At 70.3% G+C, this 16140-nt stretch carries 14 protein-coding genes and 1 tRNA gene; 11 read left to right on the forward strand and 4 right to left on the reverse strand.

From position 1 onward, the window contains the following. The first annotated feature begins 6 nt into the window (after window positions 1-6). Window positions 7-603 (forward strand): histidine phosphatase family protein, encoded by a 597-nt coding sequence (locus OG385_RS21610; RefSeq protein ID WP_266856767.1) that lies wholly within the window; start codon window positions 7-9, stop codon window positions 601-603. A gap of 153 nt (window positions 604-756) precedes the next feature. Here OG385_RS21610 and OG385_RS21615 read toward each other — a convergent pair whose 3' ends face one another. Further along, window positions 757-2100: a tetratricopeptide repeat protein gene (locus OG385_RS21615; protein ID WP_266856769.1), complete on the reverse strand. Its 1344-nt coding sequence runs from the start codon at window positions 2098-2100 to the stop codon at window positions 757-759. A gap of 235 nt (window positions 2101-2335) precedes the next feature. Here OG385_RS21615 and OG385_RS21620 point away from each other — a divergent pair, with 235 nt between their 5' ends. Then, the gene (locus tag OG385_RS21620) at window positions 2336-2752 is read left to right on the forward strand and encodes a hypothetical protein (RefSeq protein ID WP_266861049.1); all 417 of its coding nucleotides are present in this window, start codon (window positions 2336-2338) and stop codon (window positions 2750-2752) included. Between the two features lie 54 nt (window positions 2753-2806). Then, on the forward strand, window positions 2807-3670 hold the full coding sequence (locus OG385_RS21625; RefSeq protein ID WP_266856770.1) for a spermidine synthase: 864 nt from the start codon (window positions 2807-2809) through the stop codon (window positions 3668-3670). A gap of 41 nt (window positions 3671-3711) precedes the next feature. Here OG385_RS21625 and OG385_RS37390 read toward each other — a convergent pair whose 3' ends face one another. Then, window positions 3712-3861: a hypothetical protein gene (locus OG385_RS37390; protein ID WP_323183823.1), complete on the reverse strand. Its 150-nt coding sequence runs from the start codon at window positions 3859-3861 to the stop codon at window positions 3712-3714. Between the two features lie 510 nt (window positions 3862-4371). Between OG385_RS37390 and OG385_RS21635 the strand changes: the two genes are divergently transcribed. The 8 genes from OG385_RS21635 (at window position 4372) to OG385_RS21670 (ending at window position 15164) form a co-directional block, all read left to right on the forward strand. After that, window positions 4372-5061, forward strand: coding sequence for a response regulator transcription factor (locus OG385_RS21635; RefSeq protein WP_266856773.1), 690 nt, complete (start codon window positions 4372-4374; stop codon window positions 5059-5061). Next, complete coding sequence (locus OG385_RS21640) at window positions 5058-6452, forward strand: HAMP domain-containing sensor histidine kinase (protein WP_266856775.1); 1395 nt, start codon at window positions 5058-5060, stop codon at window positions 6450-6452. The genes OG385_RS21635 and OG385_RS21640 overlap by 4 nt, the downstream gene beginning before the upstream one ends. Before the next feature lie 265 nt (window positions 6453-6717). Continuing rightward, window positions 6718-8226: a cellulose binding domain-containing protein gene (locus OG385_RS21645; protein ID WP_266856777.1), complete on the forward strand. Its 1509-nt coding sequence runs from the start codon at window positions 6718-6720 to the stop codon at window positions 8224-8226. 594 nt (window positions 8227-8820) lie between these two features. Beyond that, the gene (locus OG385_RS21650; RefSeq protein WP_266856779.1) at window positions 8821-10146 is read left to right on the forward strand and encodes an ABC transporter substrate-binding protein; all 1326 of its coding nucleotides are present in this window, start codon (window positions 8821-8823) and stop codon (window positions 10144-10146) included. Window positions 10147-10334: 188 nt separating this feature from the next. Next, the gene (locus OG385_RS21655) at window positions 10335-11327 is read left to right on the forward strand and encodes a carbohydrate ABC transporter permease (protein WP_266856781.1); all 993 of its coding nucleotides are present in this window, start codon (window positions 10335-10337) and stop codon (window positions 11325-11327) included. A 15-nt stretch (window positions 11328-11342) separates the two neighbouring features. After that, a complete protein-coding gene (locus OG385_RS21660) occupies window positions 11343-12257 on the forward strand; it encodes a carbohydrate ABC transporter permease (protein ID WP_266856782.1) in 915 nt (304 codons plus the stop codon). A 131-nt stretch (window positions 12258-12388) separates the two neighbouring features. After that, window positions 12389-13846 (forward strand): GH1 family beta-glucosidase, encoded by a 1458-nt coding sequence (locus OG385_RS21665; RefSeq protein WP_266856784.1) that lies wholly within the window; start codon window positions 12389-12391, stop codon window positions 13844-13846. A gap of 268 nt (window positions 13847-14114) precedes the next feature. Continuing rightward, the gene (locus OG385_RS21670) at window positions 14115-15164 is read left to right on the forward strand and encodes a LacI family DNA-binding transcriptional regulator (protein ID WP_266856786.1); all 1050 of its coding nucleotides are present in this window, start codon (window positions 14115-14117) and stop codon (window positions 15162-15164) included. Window positions 15165-15344: 180 nt separating this feature from the next. On the opposite strand, the gene OG385_RS21675 is transcribed toward OG385_RS21670, so the two are convergent. Together OG385_RS21675 and orn are read right to left on the reverse strand one after the other, a co-directional pair. Then, a tRNA-His gene (locus OG385_RS21675) sits at window positions 15345-15417 on the reverse strand. Window positions 15418-15530: 113 nt separating this feature from the next. Continuing rightward, window positions 15531-16133 carry an oligoribonuclease gene (orn, locus tag OG385_RS21680; RefSeq protein ID WP_266856788.1) on the reverse strand — a complete coding sequence of 201 codons (603 nt, stop codon included), beginning with the start codon at window positions 16131-16133 and terminating at the stop codon, window positions 15531-15533. Window positions 16134-16140 lie beyond the last annotated feature (7 nt).

Consider the following 16140-nt stretch of genomic DNA (forward strand, 5'->3'; position numbering starts at 1 on the left):
AGCGTCATGGCACCCCGAATGCTGCTGGTCCGGCATGGGCAGACCGCGTGGTCGCTGTCCGGGAAACACACCGGCAGGACGGACATCCCACTGCTCGACGAGGGACGCGAGGGGGCCGAACTGCTCGGTGAGCGGCTGCACCGGGCGCCGTGGGACGCGGTGCCGGACGCCAGGGTGTTCACCAGCAGACTGCTACGGGCGAGCGAGACGTGCGCACTTGCCGGGTTCGCCGACCGCGCCGAGGAGTGGGACGCGCTCCTGGAGTGGAACTACGGGGTGTACGAAGGACTCACCCCGGCCGAGATCCAGGCGGTCAGGCCCGGCTGGTTCATCTGGCGCGACGGCGCTCCCGACGGTGAGTCCGTGGCCGATGTCACGGCACGCGCCGACGCGGCGATCGACCGGATCCGTACGGGCGGCCGCGACGTCCTGGTCTTCGCGCACGGCCATATCCTGCGGGCGCTCGCCGCACGCTGGCTCGGCTACGACCTGACCTTCGGCGCCCGCATCCGGCTGGCCCCGGCGTCGCTCTCGGTGCTGGGCTGGGCGTACGACGCCCCCGCGGTCGAGCGGTGGAACGACACCGGGCACCTGGAGCCGTAACAACCCGGCCCGGGACCGGAACACGTCGGTCCGGGACCCCGGTCAGCCCGGGACACCCGTCAGCCGGTCACCGGCCACTCCCGGACAGGCCACTCCGGGACAGAACCACTCCGGGCCGGAACCATTCCGACCGGGCGTCCGGGCCGACTCCGTTCAGACCAGCCGCGGGGTCGACGCGTGCCGCTCCAGGAAGGCCGGCACCCCGGCCGCCCGGCGCTCCGGGAGCAGCCTGCGGGCCGTGCCCGCGAGCATCGCCTGGATACGGGACGACTGGACCTGGTCCAGCAGGTCGAGCACCTGGTGCCCGGCCGCCGCCGCCCGGTCGGGAGCGCCCGCCCTGACCAGGTCGTCGGCGAGCTGCGCACGGTAGAGCGCCAGATTGCGGGCGAAGTGCGGGTCCTGGAGCTCCGCCGCGCGCTCGGCGTGCTGGGCCGCGCGCGGCCAGTCGCTCAGCGCGGACCAGCACTGCGCCTCCAGCATCTCCAGCTCCGCCTCGACGAAGAAGCTCATCCACTCCGGGTCGGCGTCCGACGTGCCCTGCCCGAAGAGGGACTTGGCCCGTACCAGCGTCTCCGAACAGGCCGTACGGTCGCCAAGACCCGCCCAGCCGCCCGCCTCCCGCAGGGTCAGCAGCGACAGGAGCCGGGGCGACGACAGCTGCTTCGCCGCGCGCTCCCCGGCCTGCGCGGCCCGCACGGCCTCGCGCGGGCGTCCCGCGTCCCGCGCCAGGAACGCGGTGTTGCAGAAGGCATGGGCCTCCAGCGCGGGATCGCCGGACACCCGTGCGGTCGCCAGGGCCTCCGCGTAGTGGGACCGTGCGTCGTCGAAGCGGCCCGAATCGTGCGCCAGCCATCCCACCGAGATGGCCAGTTCACCGGCGCCCGCGTGCAGCCGGTCGGCCGCGGACCGGCGGGCGGTTCCCGCGTCGAGCAGGGCGTACGCGGCCTCCAGCGGCTGCGCCGCCCGCCGGTAGAGACCGGCCGCGCCATGCCGGTCGTCGAGCAGCCGGATCTGCCGTACGGCTGCTTCGACGGCGTTGACCTCCGCCTCGCCGACACGGCGCCGGGACGGTACGGGGGCCGGGCCGAAGCCCAGTGAGACGGCGGCCAGAGCGGCGGAACCGCCGGCCATGAATGCGCGACGCAGCACGTCGCTCTCCTCGTTGTTCTGGCTGGTGTGGGGCTGGGGACGGGACTCGGACTGTCCCGGCGGCTCGGCGCCGGGACACATGCCCCGGCCGCGTACCGCCCCCCGGTCGGAGAACCCCAGGTCCTTCAGGGTCGAACCGGGGAACATATGCAGGAACACCCGCTCGTACGCATAGTTGGGACAGCGGATCTCGCCGGCCTCGACGCGCCCGATGTACCGCGCGTCACAGGCGACTTGCTCGCCGATCTCGCGCGCGGCCCGGCGGATCGCCGCCGCGAACTCACCGGGTGAGCGCTGTCCGCGCAACTGCCGGAAAGCCGGGTTGCGTACCTCCCGTGACATCGCCATGGCCGAGCCCTCTCTGGCGGATGGTGCTGCCGGCCCGGACCGCTCCGGCGCGCAAAACGTACCGTCTGTGATGAGACACACACGCCCGGTATAGCTACAAAACGGATATCTCACCCGCGATTTGCCATGAACTGCCATCCTTTACGGCGGTGCTGCGCCGTAGCCCTTGACGTCCGCAGGCGTTGAACCTTGCGGAGAACGAGGAGGGGTTGCCTTGTTGGAGACCGGTATCGAGATGAGCGGTTCGAGAACGACCGCCCGGCACACACCCAGTCAGGAGTTCAGCGCACCACCCGACGGTGTGGCCGAACCGTGCGATCTGGTAACGGTCCCTGCGAGGCAGGGGCTTGAGGCGGTGGACATCCTGCGCAGGGGAGCGGACTCGGCCGACGTCGGCCCCGTCCTGCACGACGGAGCCTGCGACACCCTCGGCTTCCTGGTGCCGCCCGGCACGGCCGACGGCTGGGACCTGCCGGGCAGCGCGTGTACGCAGACCAACGGACGCGGGCTGCGGATCCCCGAGGAGCCACCGGTCCGGGGCACCGGCTGGCTGCTGCCGCCCGAGACGGCGCCGGTCACCGATCCTTCGGTGCTCAGGGCTGCGCTCGGCGAGGCGGCACGTCTGATCGAGGCAGCGGACAACCGCCGGTGAGCAGCCCGTACCGCTGAACGCCGCCGCGGTACGGGAGGACGCGATACTGGGGGAGTGGCGAAGAACAAGCGGCAGGGCCGTTCCGCACCGGAGTCCGTCGTCGAGCAGGTGGACGGCGGGATCGCCGAACTCAGGCCCGACCGCGACCGTCCGCGCGCCTGGACCCTGCTGATCGACGGCGCCCCGCAGTCCCATGTGGACCTCGACGACCCCGCGTACCTCGACTTCGAGTACCAGCGCAGGCTCGGTCATGTCATCGACCTCGCGGGCCCGCCCAGGCAGCCGCTGCACGTCGTGCATCTGGGCGGCGGGGCGTTCACCCTGGCCCGTTACGTCGCGGCGACCCGCCCCCGCTCCACCCAGCAGATCGCCGAGGTCGACGGCCCGCTGGTGCAGCTGGTGCGCAGGGTGCTGCCGCTGGACCCCGGCGCCCGGATCCGCGTCCGCTCCACCGACGCCCGCGCCGCACTCGCGAAGATCCCCGACGGCTGGGCCGACCTGATCGTCGCCGACGTCTTCAGCGGTGCGCGCACCCCCGCCCATCTCACCAGTGCGGAATTCCTCACCGAGGTCCGCAGAGCGCTGAAGCCGGAGGGCTGGTACGCGGCGAACCTCACGGACGGCCCGCCGCTGACCTATCTGCGCGGCCAGATCGCGACCGCGGCCGCGACCTTCCCCGAACTGGCCCTGGCGGCCGAGCCGGCGGTACTGCGCGGCCGGAGGTTCGGGAACGCGGTACTGGTGGGTTCGGCGCTTCCGCTGCCCATCGCCGAACTGACCCGCAGGGTGGCGGGGGACGGGCACGCGGGGCGGCTGGAGCACGGCCGGGGCCTCACGGACTTCACGGGCGGGGCGAGGCCGGTACGGGACGCGGATGCGCAGCCGTCACCTCCGCCGCCGCCCGCGGTCTTCGGATAGCCGGCCGCAGACCCGGGGCGCGGCCACCGCACCGCGCTCCCTCAGCTGTCGTCCACCTCGACCGTCGGCTTGTGTCCGTTCCAGGTGCAGAACACCGACACCGACCGCTGCCCCTTCGTGAACGTCACCCGGATCCACTCCGGCTGCTTCCAGACCCGCATCTGCCAGCCGTCCGCAGGCGCCGCCGACACCAGCTCAGCCGAGGTCGCCCCCAGATCGAAGACGACCCGGCCGCCCGATGACGTATAGCTCCGTACGTCACCGGACGATCCGGATGAACCGGATGAAACTGAAGATTCTGACGAACCCGATGAAGGTCGCGAAGCAGGTGCCGACGCCGACGGGGACGGCGAGGACGGCGGGGAAGCGCTCCCGGACGCGTGTGCGGGGGAGGGGGAGCCCGGTGACTGCCCCGTCCCCGGGGACCCGGGATCCGGCTCCTCGGGCCGCTGGGTGGCCGACGAGAGCAGCTCCGGACTCCCCGCTGCCGGAAGCGCCCGGGGCAGGTCATAGGCCGTGCCCGCCATCACCGAATGCACCCCCCACCAGGTCAGCGTGGTCGCCGCACCGGTGGCGAGCGACCATGCCAGGGCCTGTGTCAGTCGCCGGATCATCGCGCCATACTGCCCCACCGGCCCCAGCGATGTCGCGACACGGTGAGACGCATACCCGGCTCCCCCGAATGGCGTACGGTGCCGCCCATGGCAAGTGTGCTCGTGGTCGAGGACGACCAGTTCGTACGCTCCGCCCTCATCCGGCACCTCACCGAGGCCTCCCACACCGTACGGAGCGTCGGCACGGCGCTGGAGGCGCTGCGTGAGGTGGCCCATTTCGGCTTTGACCTGGTCATTCTCGATCTTGGTCTGCCCGATCTCGACGGGGCGGAAGCGCTGAAGATGCTGCGCGGCATCACCGACGTACCGGTGATCATCGCCACCGCGCGGGACGACGAGGCGGAGATCGTACGGCTGCTGAACGACGGCGCCGACGACTACCTCACCAAGCCCTTCTCCGTGGAGCATCTGTCGGCCCGGATGGCGGCCGTACTGCGACGCGCCCGCAGCAGCTCCGGCGCCGAACCGCCGCCGCGGCTCATCCGCGTCGGCGGGCTCTGCGTCGATCCGCTGCGCAGGCAGGCGGAACTGGACGGGGTACGGCTCGATCTGACCCGGCGGGAGTTCGACCTGCTGACCTTCCTCGCCGGACGGCCCGGTGTGGTCGTACCGCGCAAGGAGCTGCTCGCCGAGGTGTGGCAGCAGTCGTACGGCGACGACCAGACCATCGACGTGCATCTCTCCTGGCTGCGCCGGAAACTCGGCGAGACCGCCGCGAGCCCGCGCTATCTGCACACGCTCCGGGGTGTCGGGGTGAAGTTGGAGCCGCCCCTATGAGGTGGGCGCTGGTCAAAGTGGCGCTGGCCGCCACCGCCATGGTCGTGGTGGCCTTCGCCATTCCGCTCGGTCTGGTCATCAAGGAGATGGCCAGCGACCGGGCGTTCGCCGGCGCCGAGCGGAACGCGTCGGCCCTCGCGCCCACCCTCTCCATCACCACCGACCGCCTCGCGCTGGAGAAGGCGGTCGCCTCCACCCCGGCGGGCGCCGCAGGACGCGTCGCCATCCATGTGCCCGCGTCGGGCGAACCGGGCAGCCGGCCGACCGAGACCGGCCACCGGCGGGCAGCGGCCAAGGACATCGAGGCGGCCCGCCGCCAGGCCATGATCACCACGGTGCCCGGCGGCTCCGCGCTCCTCCAGCCGACCGCGCTGCCCACCGGAAGGATCGCGGTCGTCGAGGTGTACGTACCGCAGGGCGAGGTCTCCAACGGCGTCGGTACCGCCTGGCTGGTCCTCGCGGGCGTCGGCATCGCGCTGGTCGTCGGCTCGGTCGCCGTCGCCGACCGGCTGGGCGTACGGATGGTGCGCCCCGCGCAGCGGCTCGCGCGGGCGGCGCACGACCTGGGCGAGGGCAGGCTGTCCGTACGGGTCGTCGAGGAAGGACCGACCGAACTGCGCTCGGCCGCCGTGGCGTTCAACTCGATGGCCGACCAGGTCGTCCAACTCCTCGACAACGAACGCGAACTGGCCGCCGACCTCTCGCACCGGCTGCGCACCCCGCTCACGGTCCTGCGGCTCAACGCGGCCTCGCTGGGCGACGGTCCGGCCGCCGAGCAGACCCGCGCGGCCGTCGAGAAGCTGGAGCGGGAGGTCGACACGATCATCCGCACGGCCCGCGAACAGCGCCCGCGGCCCCAGGGGCTGCAACCGGCGGCCGCGGGCTGCGACGCCTCCGAGGTGATCCGCGAACGGATGGCCTTCTGGTCGGCGCTGGCGGAGGACGAGGGCCGTACGGTACGGCTGGCGGGTGTGGGCCGAGCGGCACGCATCCCGGTCATACGCTCCGAACTGGCCGCCGCACTCGACGCGTTGCTCGGCAACGTCTTCCGCCACACGCCCGAGGGCACCCCCTTCTCGGTGGACGTGCACCACGCGGAGGACGCCGTCATCGTGCTCGTGTCGGACGCGGGTGAGGGCATCGCCGACCCGGCGGCCGCCCTGACGCGCGGCAACAGCGGCGGGCGGACCGGCTCCACGGGGCTCGGCCTCGACATCGTGCGCCGGGTCGCCGAGTCGACCGGCGGCGATGTGCGGATCGGGCGCTCGGTCCTCGGCGGCACCGAGGTCCGGCTGTGGATCGCCCTCGACGGCGGCCGTGCGCTGCCTGCCCGCGGCCACCGCGTACGGGGCCGCAGGCGCGGGACGCTCCGGGGGCCGGTACCGGGCTGATCCGGGACAGCGGCACGCGGCACCCTCCCCGGCAAGCCGCAAGCAAGCCCCAAGCGAGCGCAAGCAAGCCGCAAGCAAGCCGCAAGCAAGCCCCAAGCGGGCGCAAGCAAGCCCCCAACAAGCCCCGGTATTAACCGCTCCCTTTGTCTTCCTTAAGCCCACCCTAAGATCCTCGGCTTCCCTCCTGAACTGCCCAATTGTCCGGTTCGGACTCGCTAGCGTGCTGCCACACCCCCCACTTCCGTAACGCAGAGGCAGGCACGCCATGAGTACGACGACCCACCGGCGCAAGGTGAGCGGCAAGACCAAGGCGATGGGCGCGGTGGTCGCCGCAGCCGTCGCAGGGGGCGGCGCGTTCGCACTGACCGGCACGGCGCACGCCGCCGACGTTGGCGCCGCCTACACCAAGACCAGTGACTGGCAGGGCGGTTACACCGGCCAGTACGTCGTCAGCAACGACGCCGGGAAGGCGCTGACCGACTGGAAGCTGGAGTTCGACCTGCCCGCGGGCACCAAGCTCAGCTCGCTCTGGAACGCCGAGTCCACGGTCGACGGGCAGCACGTCACGGTGCGGCCTTCGAAGTGGGACAAGACGGGGATCGCCGCGGGCAAGTCCCTCACCATCGGCTTCGTCACGTCGTCGGGCGCCACCGCGGGCGACCCCACCGGCTGTGTCATCGACGGCGCCAAGTGCTCGGTCGACACCGGTGGTGCGCCCGCGCCGAGCGGCCGGCCCACCAAGCCGTCCCAGCCGTCCGATCCGTCGAAGGCACCGCAGCCGTCGGGCAAGCCCACCGCAACCGCGTCACCGACCGGGAGCGCACCGTCGAAGCCCGCGCCCACGCCCACCAAGACGACCGGCGCCGGAACGGGCACCTCGTCCGGTGCGGGCTTCGCCCCGTACGTCGACACCTCGCTCTACCCCGCGTACGACCTGCTGGACACCGCGACCAAGACCGGCGTGAAGGAGTTCAACCTGGCCTTCATCACCTCCGGCGGCAGCTGCGCCCCGCTCTGGGGAGGTGCCACGGGCCTCGGCGACGACAAGGTGGCCTCGCAGATCAGCGGGTTGCGGGCCAAGGGCGGTGACGTCCGGGTGTCCTTCGGCGGGGCCTCCGGCACCGAGCTGGGCGCCGCGTGTACGTCGGCCGACGCACTGGCTGCCGCGTACGGCAAGGTCATCGACACCTACAAGCTCACCAAGGTCGACTTCGACATCGAGGGCGGTGCGCTGCCGGACACCGCGGCCAACACCCGTCGCGCGCAGGCCATCGCGCAGCTCCAGAAGTCCCACCCGGGGCTCGACGTCTCGTTCACGCTGCCGGTGATGCCCGAGGGGCTGACCCAGCCCGGCGTGGATCTCGTCGCCAACGCGAAGAAGAACGGCGTCGACATCTCCGCGGTCAACATCATGGCGATGGACTACGGGGCTTCGTACAGCGGTGACATGGGCGACTACGCCACCCAGGCGGCGACCGCCACACAGGCCCAGATCAAGGGTGTGCTCGGGCTCTCGGACGCCGCTGCCTGGAAGGCCGTCGCGGTCACTCCGATGATCGGCGTCAATGACGTCAACACCGAGAAGTTCACGGTGGACGACGCGAAGAAGCTGGCCGAGTTCGCCAAGGCGAAGGGGCTGGGGCGGCTCTCGATGTGGTCCGCCGCACGGGACAAGGAGTGCGCCGGCGGCGCGAAGAACTCGGCCGACCCGACGTGTTCGTCGATCGTCCAGGACGATCTGGCGTTCACCAAGGCGTTCGCCGCGAACAGCTGACGCCGCCTCCTGACGGACGCCCCGGCCGGTTCACCCCCCACCCGGCCGGGGCGTTTGCTGTGTCCGGATACGGAGAACGGCCCGCCGCCCGCCCCGCATCCGTAACTCAGTGCATCTCGGGCGGAGTTCGGTAAAAAAACGCGCAGCCCGACCAGAAACGGGTTCCCCTGCCAAGCCTCGTTCACTTTCTGTGTACGCCCGCGATCCCGGTTCCGGCGCGGCCCCTGTGGGCCCGCGGCCGGGTTCTCTGCGTTCATCACCCCTCCGGCCTGCGGTGATTGAACCCGTCTCGACGGTGCGCCGAAGCTCCCCGGGTCGTGGCAAGAGCCGTGCGGGACACGTTCGCGTGACGTGCGGGACACGCTCGGGCAACGGAACCGTCTTCAACTCTTGACACCCGCCCCTCCGAGGCAGCAACCTTCCGGCATCAGCGCGCATGGGAGCGCTCCCATATCGCTCTCGCACCGCACAGGTTTTCTCCGTACGGACAGAACGGCCCGTGTCTCCCCCCTCGCACTTCCCGGCACCCGTACTCACCAGCGCGTATGCCGCGCAGTAAGAACGCCAGTCCCCCCTGGACCAAGGAGTAGTGGAATGCGCATCACCCGCACCGCCGGCGGTCGCCGCCGCAGAGCCGCGGTCATCGCCACCACGGGCCTGACGGCCACCGCCCTGTTGCTGGCCGGCTGTAGCAGCGACTCGTCGGACTCGGGCAAGTCCGACGCCAACGGGCCGATCACACTGACCGTTTCGGACTACGGGCAATTCGGCTACAAGGAGGCAGGGCTCTTCGCGCAGTACCACAAGCTGCACCCGAACATCACGGTCAAGGAAGACACCACCGCCGATGAGAAGGTCTACTACCCCAAGCTGCTCCAGGAGCTGAACTCCGGCAGTGGCCTGTCCGATGTTCAGGGCATCGAGGTCGGCCGGATCAAGGAAGTGGTCGACACCAAGGCGAACAATTTCGCCGACCTCAGCAAGGTGATCAACGTCGACGACTGGGTGTCCTGGAAGGAGAAGCAGGCCACCACGTCGGGCGGACAGGTGATCGGCGCGGGTACCGACATCGGCCCGATGTCGCTCTGCTACAACACCGACCTCTTCAAGAAGGCCGGCCTGCCGACCGACCGGGACAAGGTCGCCCAGAAGGTCGCCGGCGGATGGAGCGACTACCTCGCGCTGGGTGAGGAGTACAAGAAGCACGCGCCTGCGGGCACCTACTTCATGGACTCGGCGAGTGCCATGTTCAACGCTGTGGTGAGCTCCAACACGCAGCAGTACTACGACTCCAGCGGCCAGCCGGTCTACAAGACCAGCTCCAGCGTCAAGGACGGCTGGAAGCTGGCGTCCCAGGCGGCTTCCGAGGGACTCTCGCACGGTCTCGCGCAGTTCGACCCGCCCACCTGGCCGCCGGCGCTGCGCAAGAACAGCGTCGCCACCGTCGTCTGTCCCGCATGGATGGCCGGTCAGATCTCGACCAACGCGGGCCCGGCCAACAAGGACCACTGGGACATCACCACGGCCCCCGGCTCGTCCTCGGCCAACTGGGGCGGCTCGTTCCTCGGCGTTCCCAAGAACGGTAAGCACGTGGCCGAGGCCAGCGCACTGGTCAAGTGGCTGACCTCGCCGGCGCAGCAGGCCGCCGTCTTCAAGGCAATCGGCGCCTTCCCGTCCAACAAGAAGGCGTACACCCTTCCCGAAGTGAAGAACGCCAAGCTTCCCTACTTCAACAACGCTCCGGTCGGCAAGATCTACGCGCAGGAGGCCAGCACCATCCCGGCTGCCGTGCTCGGCCCGAAGGACGCCGACATCAAGGACGCGTTCTCCACGCAGATCACCAACATGGAGCAGCGTCACACCAGTTCCGCGAAGGCCTGGAACGACGCGATCAACAACATCGACAAGACGGTCGGCTGATCAGCACCGGTGCGGGCGGCCACCGGGCCGCCGGCGCCGGGTACCGACGCGGGCGGCGCCCTGCCGATCAGGCCGGACGCCGCCCGGACGGTACGCACATGGACCAGCGCTCCGACACCGCCACACCGGGCCGGACGGGTCCGCTCATCGCGCCGGGTCGGCGCATCCCAGGGAAAGGACTCCCGCCTGTGGCAACCTCGACCCCCACCCGGGATACTTACGCCCCGCCTCCCCGCGGTTCCACGCAGACGTCGGCCCGCCGGCAGAAGTGGCGCAGCCGGCTGTGGCGGTTCGACGACAAAGCATCCCCGTACGCCTACATCGCCCCCTTCTTCCTGGTCTTCGGCGCCTTCGGTCTCTATCCGCTGATCTACACCGGCTGGATCGCCATGCACCGGGTGGAGATGACCGGCCTCGACCAGATGCAGTGGGTCGGCTGGGACAACTTCTCCAAGATCCTCCAGGACTCCGAGTTCTGGACGGCGGTCAGCAACACCTTCCTGATCGGCGTGATGTCGACGGTCCCGCAGCTGCTGGTGGCGCTGGGCCTCGCGCATCTGCTGAACTACAAGCTGCGGGCCAGTACCTTCTGGCGCACGATCATCCTCACCCCGTACGCCACTTCGGTGGCCTCCGCAGCCCTGGTCTTCGCCCTGGTCTTCCGGGCCGACGGCGGCCTGCTGAACTGGGTGCTGCACTTCATCGGCCTCGGCCACACCAACTGGGTCAACGGGCACTGGACCTCCAAGATCGCGATCTCGGTGATCGTGATCTGGCGCTGGACCGGGTACAACACCCTGATCTATCTGGCCGCGATGCAGGCGGTGCCCACCGATCTGTACGAGGCCGCATCGATCGACGGTGCTTCGCGCTGGCAGCAGTTCCGCAAGGTGACCATCCCCTCGCTGCGGCCCACGATCCTCTTCACGATCGTCATCTCCACCATCGGCTCCATGCAGCTGTTCGGTGAGCCGCTGCTGCTGGAAGGCGGCAGGCTCGGAGCGATCGGCGGCAACGAGAACCAGTACGAGACGCTCAGCATTTATCTCTACAACTACGGCTGGAATCTGGGGCATCTCGGACCGGCCGCCGCGGTGGCCTGGGCGATGCTCGTTCTGCTGCTGCTCATCGCCGCGATCAACTGGCTCATCAGCCGCTTCGTACGCACATCCGCGGCCTGACCGGGAGCGATATCCATGACCATGACCAGCCCCGCCCACGCGCCCGGTCGCGCCACCCCGCCGGCCGCCGCGCCTTCCGCGCCCCGCCGCCGCTTCAGGCCCGGCGCGGGCCAGCAGCTGAAGGGCGGCCCCTTCTCCTACGCCGCGCTGATCGTCGTCGGCATCGGCTCGATCCTGCCGCTGTACTGGACCCTGGTGGCGGCCTCCCACACCCAGGACGAAGTACTCAACACCACACCGCCGTTCCTGCCCGGCGGGCGGCTCCTCCACAACCTCGACTCGGCCTGGAACCAGGCCCACCTGGGCAAGGCGATCGTCAACTCCGTCATCGTCTCCGGCTGCATCACCGCGGCGACGCTCTTCTTCTGCACACTGGCCGGGTACGCCTTCGCCAAGATGCGGTTCCGGGGCCGCGGCGGGCTGATGACTGCGGTCATCGCCACTCTGACCATCCCCCCGCAGCTCAGCGTCGTGCCGCTCTTCATGATGATGTCCAAGATCGGCTGGGGCGGGAACCTGGAGTCGGTGATCTTCCCGACCCTGGTGAGCGCGTTCGGTGTCTTCTTCATGCGGCAGTACCTGCTGGAGGCGCTGCCGTACGAACTCATCGAGGCGGCCAAGCTCGACGGCGCCAACAACCTCCGCATCGTGCGCAGCGTGGTCCTCCCGGCGGCCCGCCCCGCGATGATGGTGCTGGGGATGCTCACCTTCGTCCAGGCGTGGAACGACTTCTTCTGGCCCTACCTCGCCCTGAACCAGCAGAACCCCACCCTGCAGGTGGCGCTCGGCCAGCTGAGCGCCTCGTACACGCCCGACCAGAGCATCGTGATGGCGGGCGCGCTGATCAGCACGCTGCCCCTGCTCGTGGTGTTCGTGATCTTCGGCAAGAAGATCGTCGGAGGCATCATGTCCGGCGCCGTCAAGGGGTGACGCCCGCGTCCCCCGCCCACCCCGGTGCGTCCCGTACGGCCCGTGCCCGACCGCAGGCCGTACGGGACACCTGAACCCCTTCTCCTCCTCCCCAACTGCCCCTCTCCGCCCACCCCTGGGAGCGCTCCCGCATGACCGCCGTACGATCCGAGACCACCACCCGTGAGCAGGCACCCGAGACGACGGACTTCCCCGTGGGCTTCGTCTGGGGCGCGGCCACCGCCGCCTACCAGGTGGAGGGTGCCGCCGCCACCGACGGCCGCACCGCGTCCATCTGGGACACCTTCAGCCACACCCCGGGCAAGATCCGCAACGGTGACACCGGCGACATCGCCGCCGACCACTACCACCGCTACCGCGACGACGTGGCGCTGATGAAGGAGCTGGGCCTCAAGGCGTACCGCTTCTCCGTCTCCTGGTCGCGGGTGCAGCCCACCGGCCGTGGCCCGGCCGTGGAACGCGGCCTCGACTTCTACCGCAGACTCGCCGACGAACTGCTCGAAGCGGGCATCACGCCGGTCGCCACGCTCTACCACTGGGACCTGCCACAGGAGTTGGAGGACGCGGGCGGCTGGCCCCACCGGGCGACCGCCGACCGCTTCACCGACTACGCGGCGATCATGGCCGGCGCCCTCGGCGACCGCGTCGGCATGTGGACCACGCTCAACGAGCCGTGGTGCTCCGCCTTCCTCGGATACGGCTCAGGGGTGCACGCCCCGGGCCGCACCGAACCGGCCGCGACCCTGCGGGCGGCCCACCATCTCAACCTCGCCCATGGCCTGGCGACCGAGGTGCTGCGCGGTCAACTCCCCGCCACCGCACAGATCTCGGTCACCCTCAATCTCCACCAGGTCCGCCCGCTGACCGGCAGCGCGGCCGACGCGGACGCCGCGCGCCGGATCGACGCGGTCGGCAACCGGATCTTCACCGGCCCGATCCTCGACGGCGGCTACCCCGAGGACCTGCTCGCCGACACTGCGCACCTGGTGGACTGGCAGGCGCTGGTACGGGACGGCGACCAGGCCACCATCGAGGCCCCCATCGACGTGCTGGGCGTCAACTACTACACGCCGACGCTGGTTTCGGCACCGGCGACCGGCACCGGGGACACCCGCGAGGACGGCCACGGCAGCAGCGACCACTCGCCCTGGACCGGCTCCGAGCACGTCGCCTTCCACCTCGCCGAAGGCAAGAAGCGCACCGCGATGAACTGGGCGATCGACCCCGATGGGCTGTACAGCCTGCTGACGGACGTCAGCCGGGACCACCCGGGGCTGCCGCTGATGGTCACCGAGAACGGTGCGGCCTTCGACGACTACGTATCGCCCGAGGGCCGGGTCGCCGACCCCGAGCGGATCGACTATCTGCACGGCCATCTCGACGCCGTACGGCGGGCGGTGGCCGACGGCGTCGATGTGCGCGGCTACTTCCTCTGGTCCCTGATGGACAACTTCGAGTGGGGTTACGGGTACTCCAAGCGGTTCGGCGCGGTCTACGTCGACTACGCGTCCCAGCGCCGGATCCCGAAGGCGAGCGCCCACTGGTACGCCGACGTGATCCGCCGCCACGCGCTGCCGCCGGTGGACTGACCCCCGCAGCCCCGGCCCGTCGGACGGCCGGGGCCCGGCCCCTGGGCCCGGTCCGGTCCTCCGTTATGCCCTCCGTATATCCGTATGCCCTCATGTCCTCCTGCCTTCCGTTTTCCGGCGGTCGTGCCCGCCCCGTAGAGTGGGAGCGCTCCCATCGGTGGCGCTCGCGTACGGGACGGGCCCACCCCCGAGCGTGTCGAGGAGCCGGTGACCGGACTTGGTCCGGTTATCCGACATGTGAGAAATTGACCGCGAACGGGAGGCAGCCATGGCGGCAGCGCGAGTACGGAGCGGCGGGCGGCCCACGCTCGAAGAGGTCGCGGCACGGGCCGGGGTCGGACGCGGCACCGCCTCCCGGGTCATCAATGGCTCTCCCCGGGTCAGCAGCCGCACCCGCGAAGCCGTCGAAGCCGCGGTCGCCGAGCTGGGGTACGTGCCCAACCGGGCGGCCCGCGCGCTCGCCGGGAACCGTACGGACGCCATCGCCCTTGTCGTCCCGGAGCCGGAGACCCGCTTCTTCGCCGAGCCGTACTTCTCGGACATCGTCCGGGGCGTCGGCGCCGCGCTCGCCGACACCGAGATGCAACTGCTGCTCACGCTGGTCGGCAGCGACCGTGAACGCGACCGGCTCGCCCAGTATCTGGCGGCGCACCGGGTGGACGGGGTACTGCTCGTCTCCGTACACGCCGACGACCCGCTGCCCGACCTGCTCCAGCAGCTCGACATCCCGGCCGTGGTGAGCGGTCGGCGCTCCGGCCACGAGACGCTTCCCTCGGTCGACTCGGACAACTACCAGGGTGCACGCGGCGCCGTCGGACACCTGGTCGCGCGGGGGCGGCGCAGGATCGCGACGATCACCGGGCCGTTCGACATATACGCCGCGCAGTGCCGCCTCGACGGCTACCGCAAGGCCGTCGCCGCGGCGGGCAGCGACGGCGACGAAGCGCTCGTCGCGCAGGGCGACTTCTCCGAGGAGAGCGGCCGCCGGGCGATGGAGCTGCTGCTCGACCGCCGCCCCGACCTGGACGCGGTCTTCGCCGCGTCCGACGTGATGGCGGCCGGCGCCCGCCAGGTGCTGCGTGAGCGCGGTCTGCGGGTGCCCGACGACGTGGCCCTGGTCGGCTTCGACGACTCGGTGATCGCCCGTCATATGGACCCGCCGCTGACGAGCGTGCGACAGCCGATCGAGGAGATGGGCCGCGCCATGGCCCGGCTGCTGCTCTCGGAGATCGGGGTGCACCGGTCGCCGGGGACGGCCGCCGCGGAGCAGACCCAACTGGTGCTCCCGACGGACCTGGTGCCACGGCTCAGCTCGTAGCAGGGGTCACCTTCACCTCGCGGTCGCAGTCGCGGTCACCGCACAGCCCCGGGCTCAGAGTGCTCAGAATGAAGATCCCGCCGTGTCCGGCCACGGTCCGGCCGGTCACGGTTCAGCCGGATTCAGGAACGAAAGAAGCCCCTGATCAGCGTTTCCGCAGATCAGGGGCTTCCTGGAGAGGGTGAGTAACGGGACTCGAACCCGCGACATCCTGGACCACAACCAGGTGCTCTACCGTCTGAGCTATACCCACCACGACCTTGTCGTTTCCGACCGGCCGAGAAAAAGTGTACAGGGTCCGGGAGGGTGCTCGCTCCCGCCTTTCGGGCGGGTCTCCGGCAGTCCTCCCGGATCGCCCCCAGCGGTCTAATCCGCAGGCAGGACGTACTTGGCCGCGATCTTCTTCGCGGTGTCCGAGTCCGGACCGGGCTGCGGTACGAAGACGGCCTCCCGGTAGTAGCGCAGCTCCGCGATCGACTCACGGATGTCCGCCAGCGCCCGGTGGTTGCCGTTCTTCTCCGGGCTGTTGAAGTAGGCGCGCGGATACCAGCGGCGGGACAGCTCCTTGATCGACGAGACGTCCACGATCCGGTAGTGGAGGTAGCCCTCAAGGTCCTTCATGTCGCGCAGCAGGAAGCCCCGGTCGGTGCCGACCGAATTCCCGCAGAGCGGTGCCTTGCCCGGCTCCTTCACGTGCTCGCGTACGTACGCCAGCACCTGTTCCTCGGCGTCGGCCAGCGTGGTGCCGCCGTCCAGTTCGTCGAGCAGGCCGGATGAGGTGTGCATCTTCCGCACCACGTCGGGCATGGTCTCCAGTGCCTCGGCGGGCGGGCGGATCACGATGTCCACGCCTTCGCCGAGCACGTTCAGCTCCGAGTCGGTGACCAGTGCGGCCACCTCAATGAGTGCGTCGTCCGTCAACGAGAGCCCGGTCATCTCGCAGTCGATCCACACCATGCGATCGTTCATACGCCCT

This window comes from Streptomyces sp. NBC_01306 (genome assembly GCF_026340465.1).
GTDB lineage: Bacteria > Actinomycetota > Actinomycetes > Streptomycetales > Streptomycetaceae > Streptomyces.

Bases quoted from the DNA above. Each gene is read 5' to 3' on its own strand.
- OG385_RS21620 (WP_266861049.1), top strand. From the start codon at position 2,336: ATGAGCGGTTCGAGAACGACCGCCCGGCACACACCCAGTCAGGAGTTC.
- OG385_RS21645 (WP_266856777.1), top strand. From the start codon at position 6,718: ATGAGTACGACGACCCACCGGCGCAAGGTGAGCGGCAAGACCAAGGCG.
- OG385_RS21660 (WP_266856782.1), top strand. From the start codon at position 11,343: ATGACCATGACCAGCCCCGCCCACGCGCCCGGTCGCGCCACCCCGCCG.
- OG385_RS21650 (WP_266856779.1), top strand. From the start codon at position 8,821: ATGCGCATCACCCGCACCGCCGGCGGTCGCCGCCGCAGAGCCGCGGTC.
- OG385_RS21615 (WP_266856769.1), bottom strand. From the start codon at position 2,100: ATGGCGATGTCACGGGAGGTACGCAACCCGGCTTTCCGGCAGTTGCGC.
- OG385_RS21635 (WP_266856773.1), top strand. From the start codon at position 4,372: ATGGCAAGTGTGCTCGTGGTCGAGGACGACCAGTTCGTACGCTCCGCC.
- OG385_RS21610 (WP_266856767.1), top strand. From the start codon at position 7: ATGGCACCCCGAATGCTGCTGGTCCGGCATGGGCAGACCGCGTGGTCG.
- OG385_RS21640 (WP_266856775.1), top strand. From the start codon at position 5,058: ATGAGGTGGGCGCTGGTCAAAGTGGCGCTGGCCGCCACCGCCATGGTC.
- orn (WP_266856788.1), bottom strand. From the start codon at position 16,133: ATGAACGATCGCATGGTGTGGATCGACTGCGAGATGACCGGGCTCTCG.
- OG385_RS21665 (WP_266856784.1), top strand. From the start codon at position 12,389: ATGACCGCCGTACGATCCGAGACCACCACCCGTGAGCAGGCACCCGAG.
- OG385_RS21670 (WP_266856786.1), top strand. From the start codon at position 14,115: ATGGCGGCAGCGCGAGTACGGAGCGGCGGGCGGCCCACGCTCGAAGAG.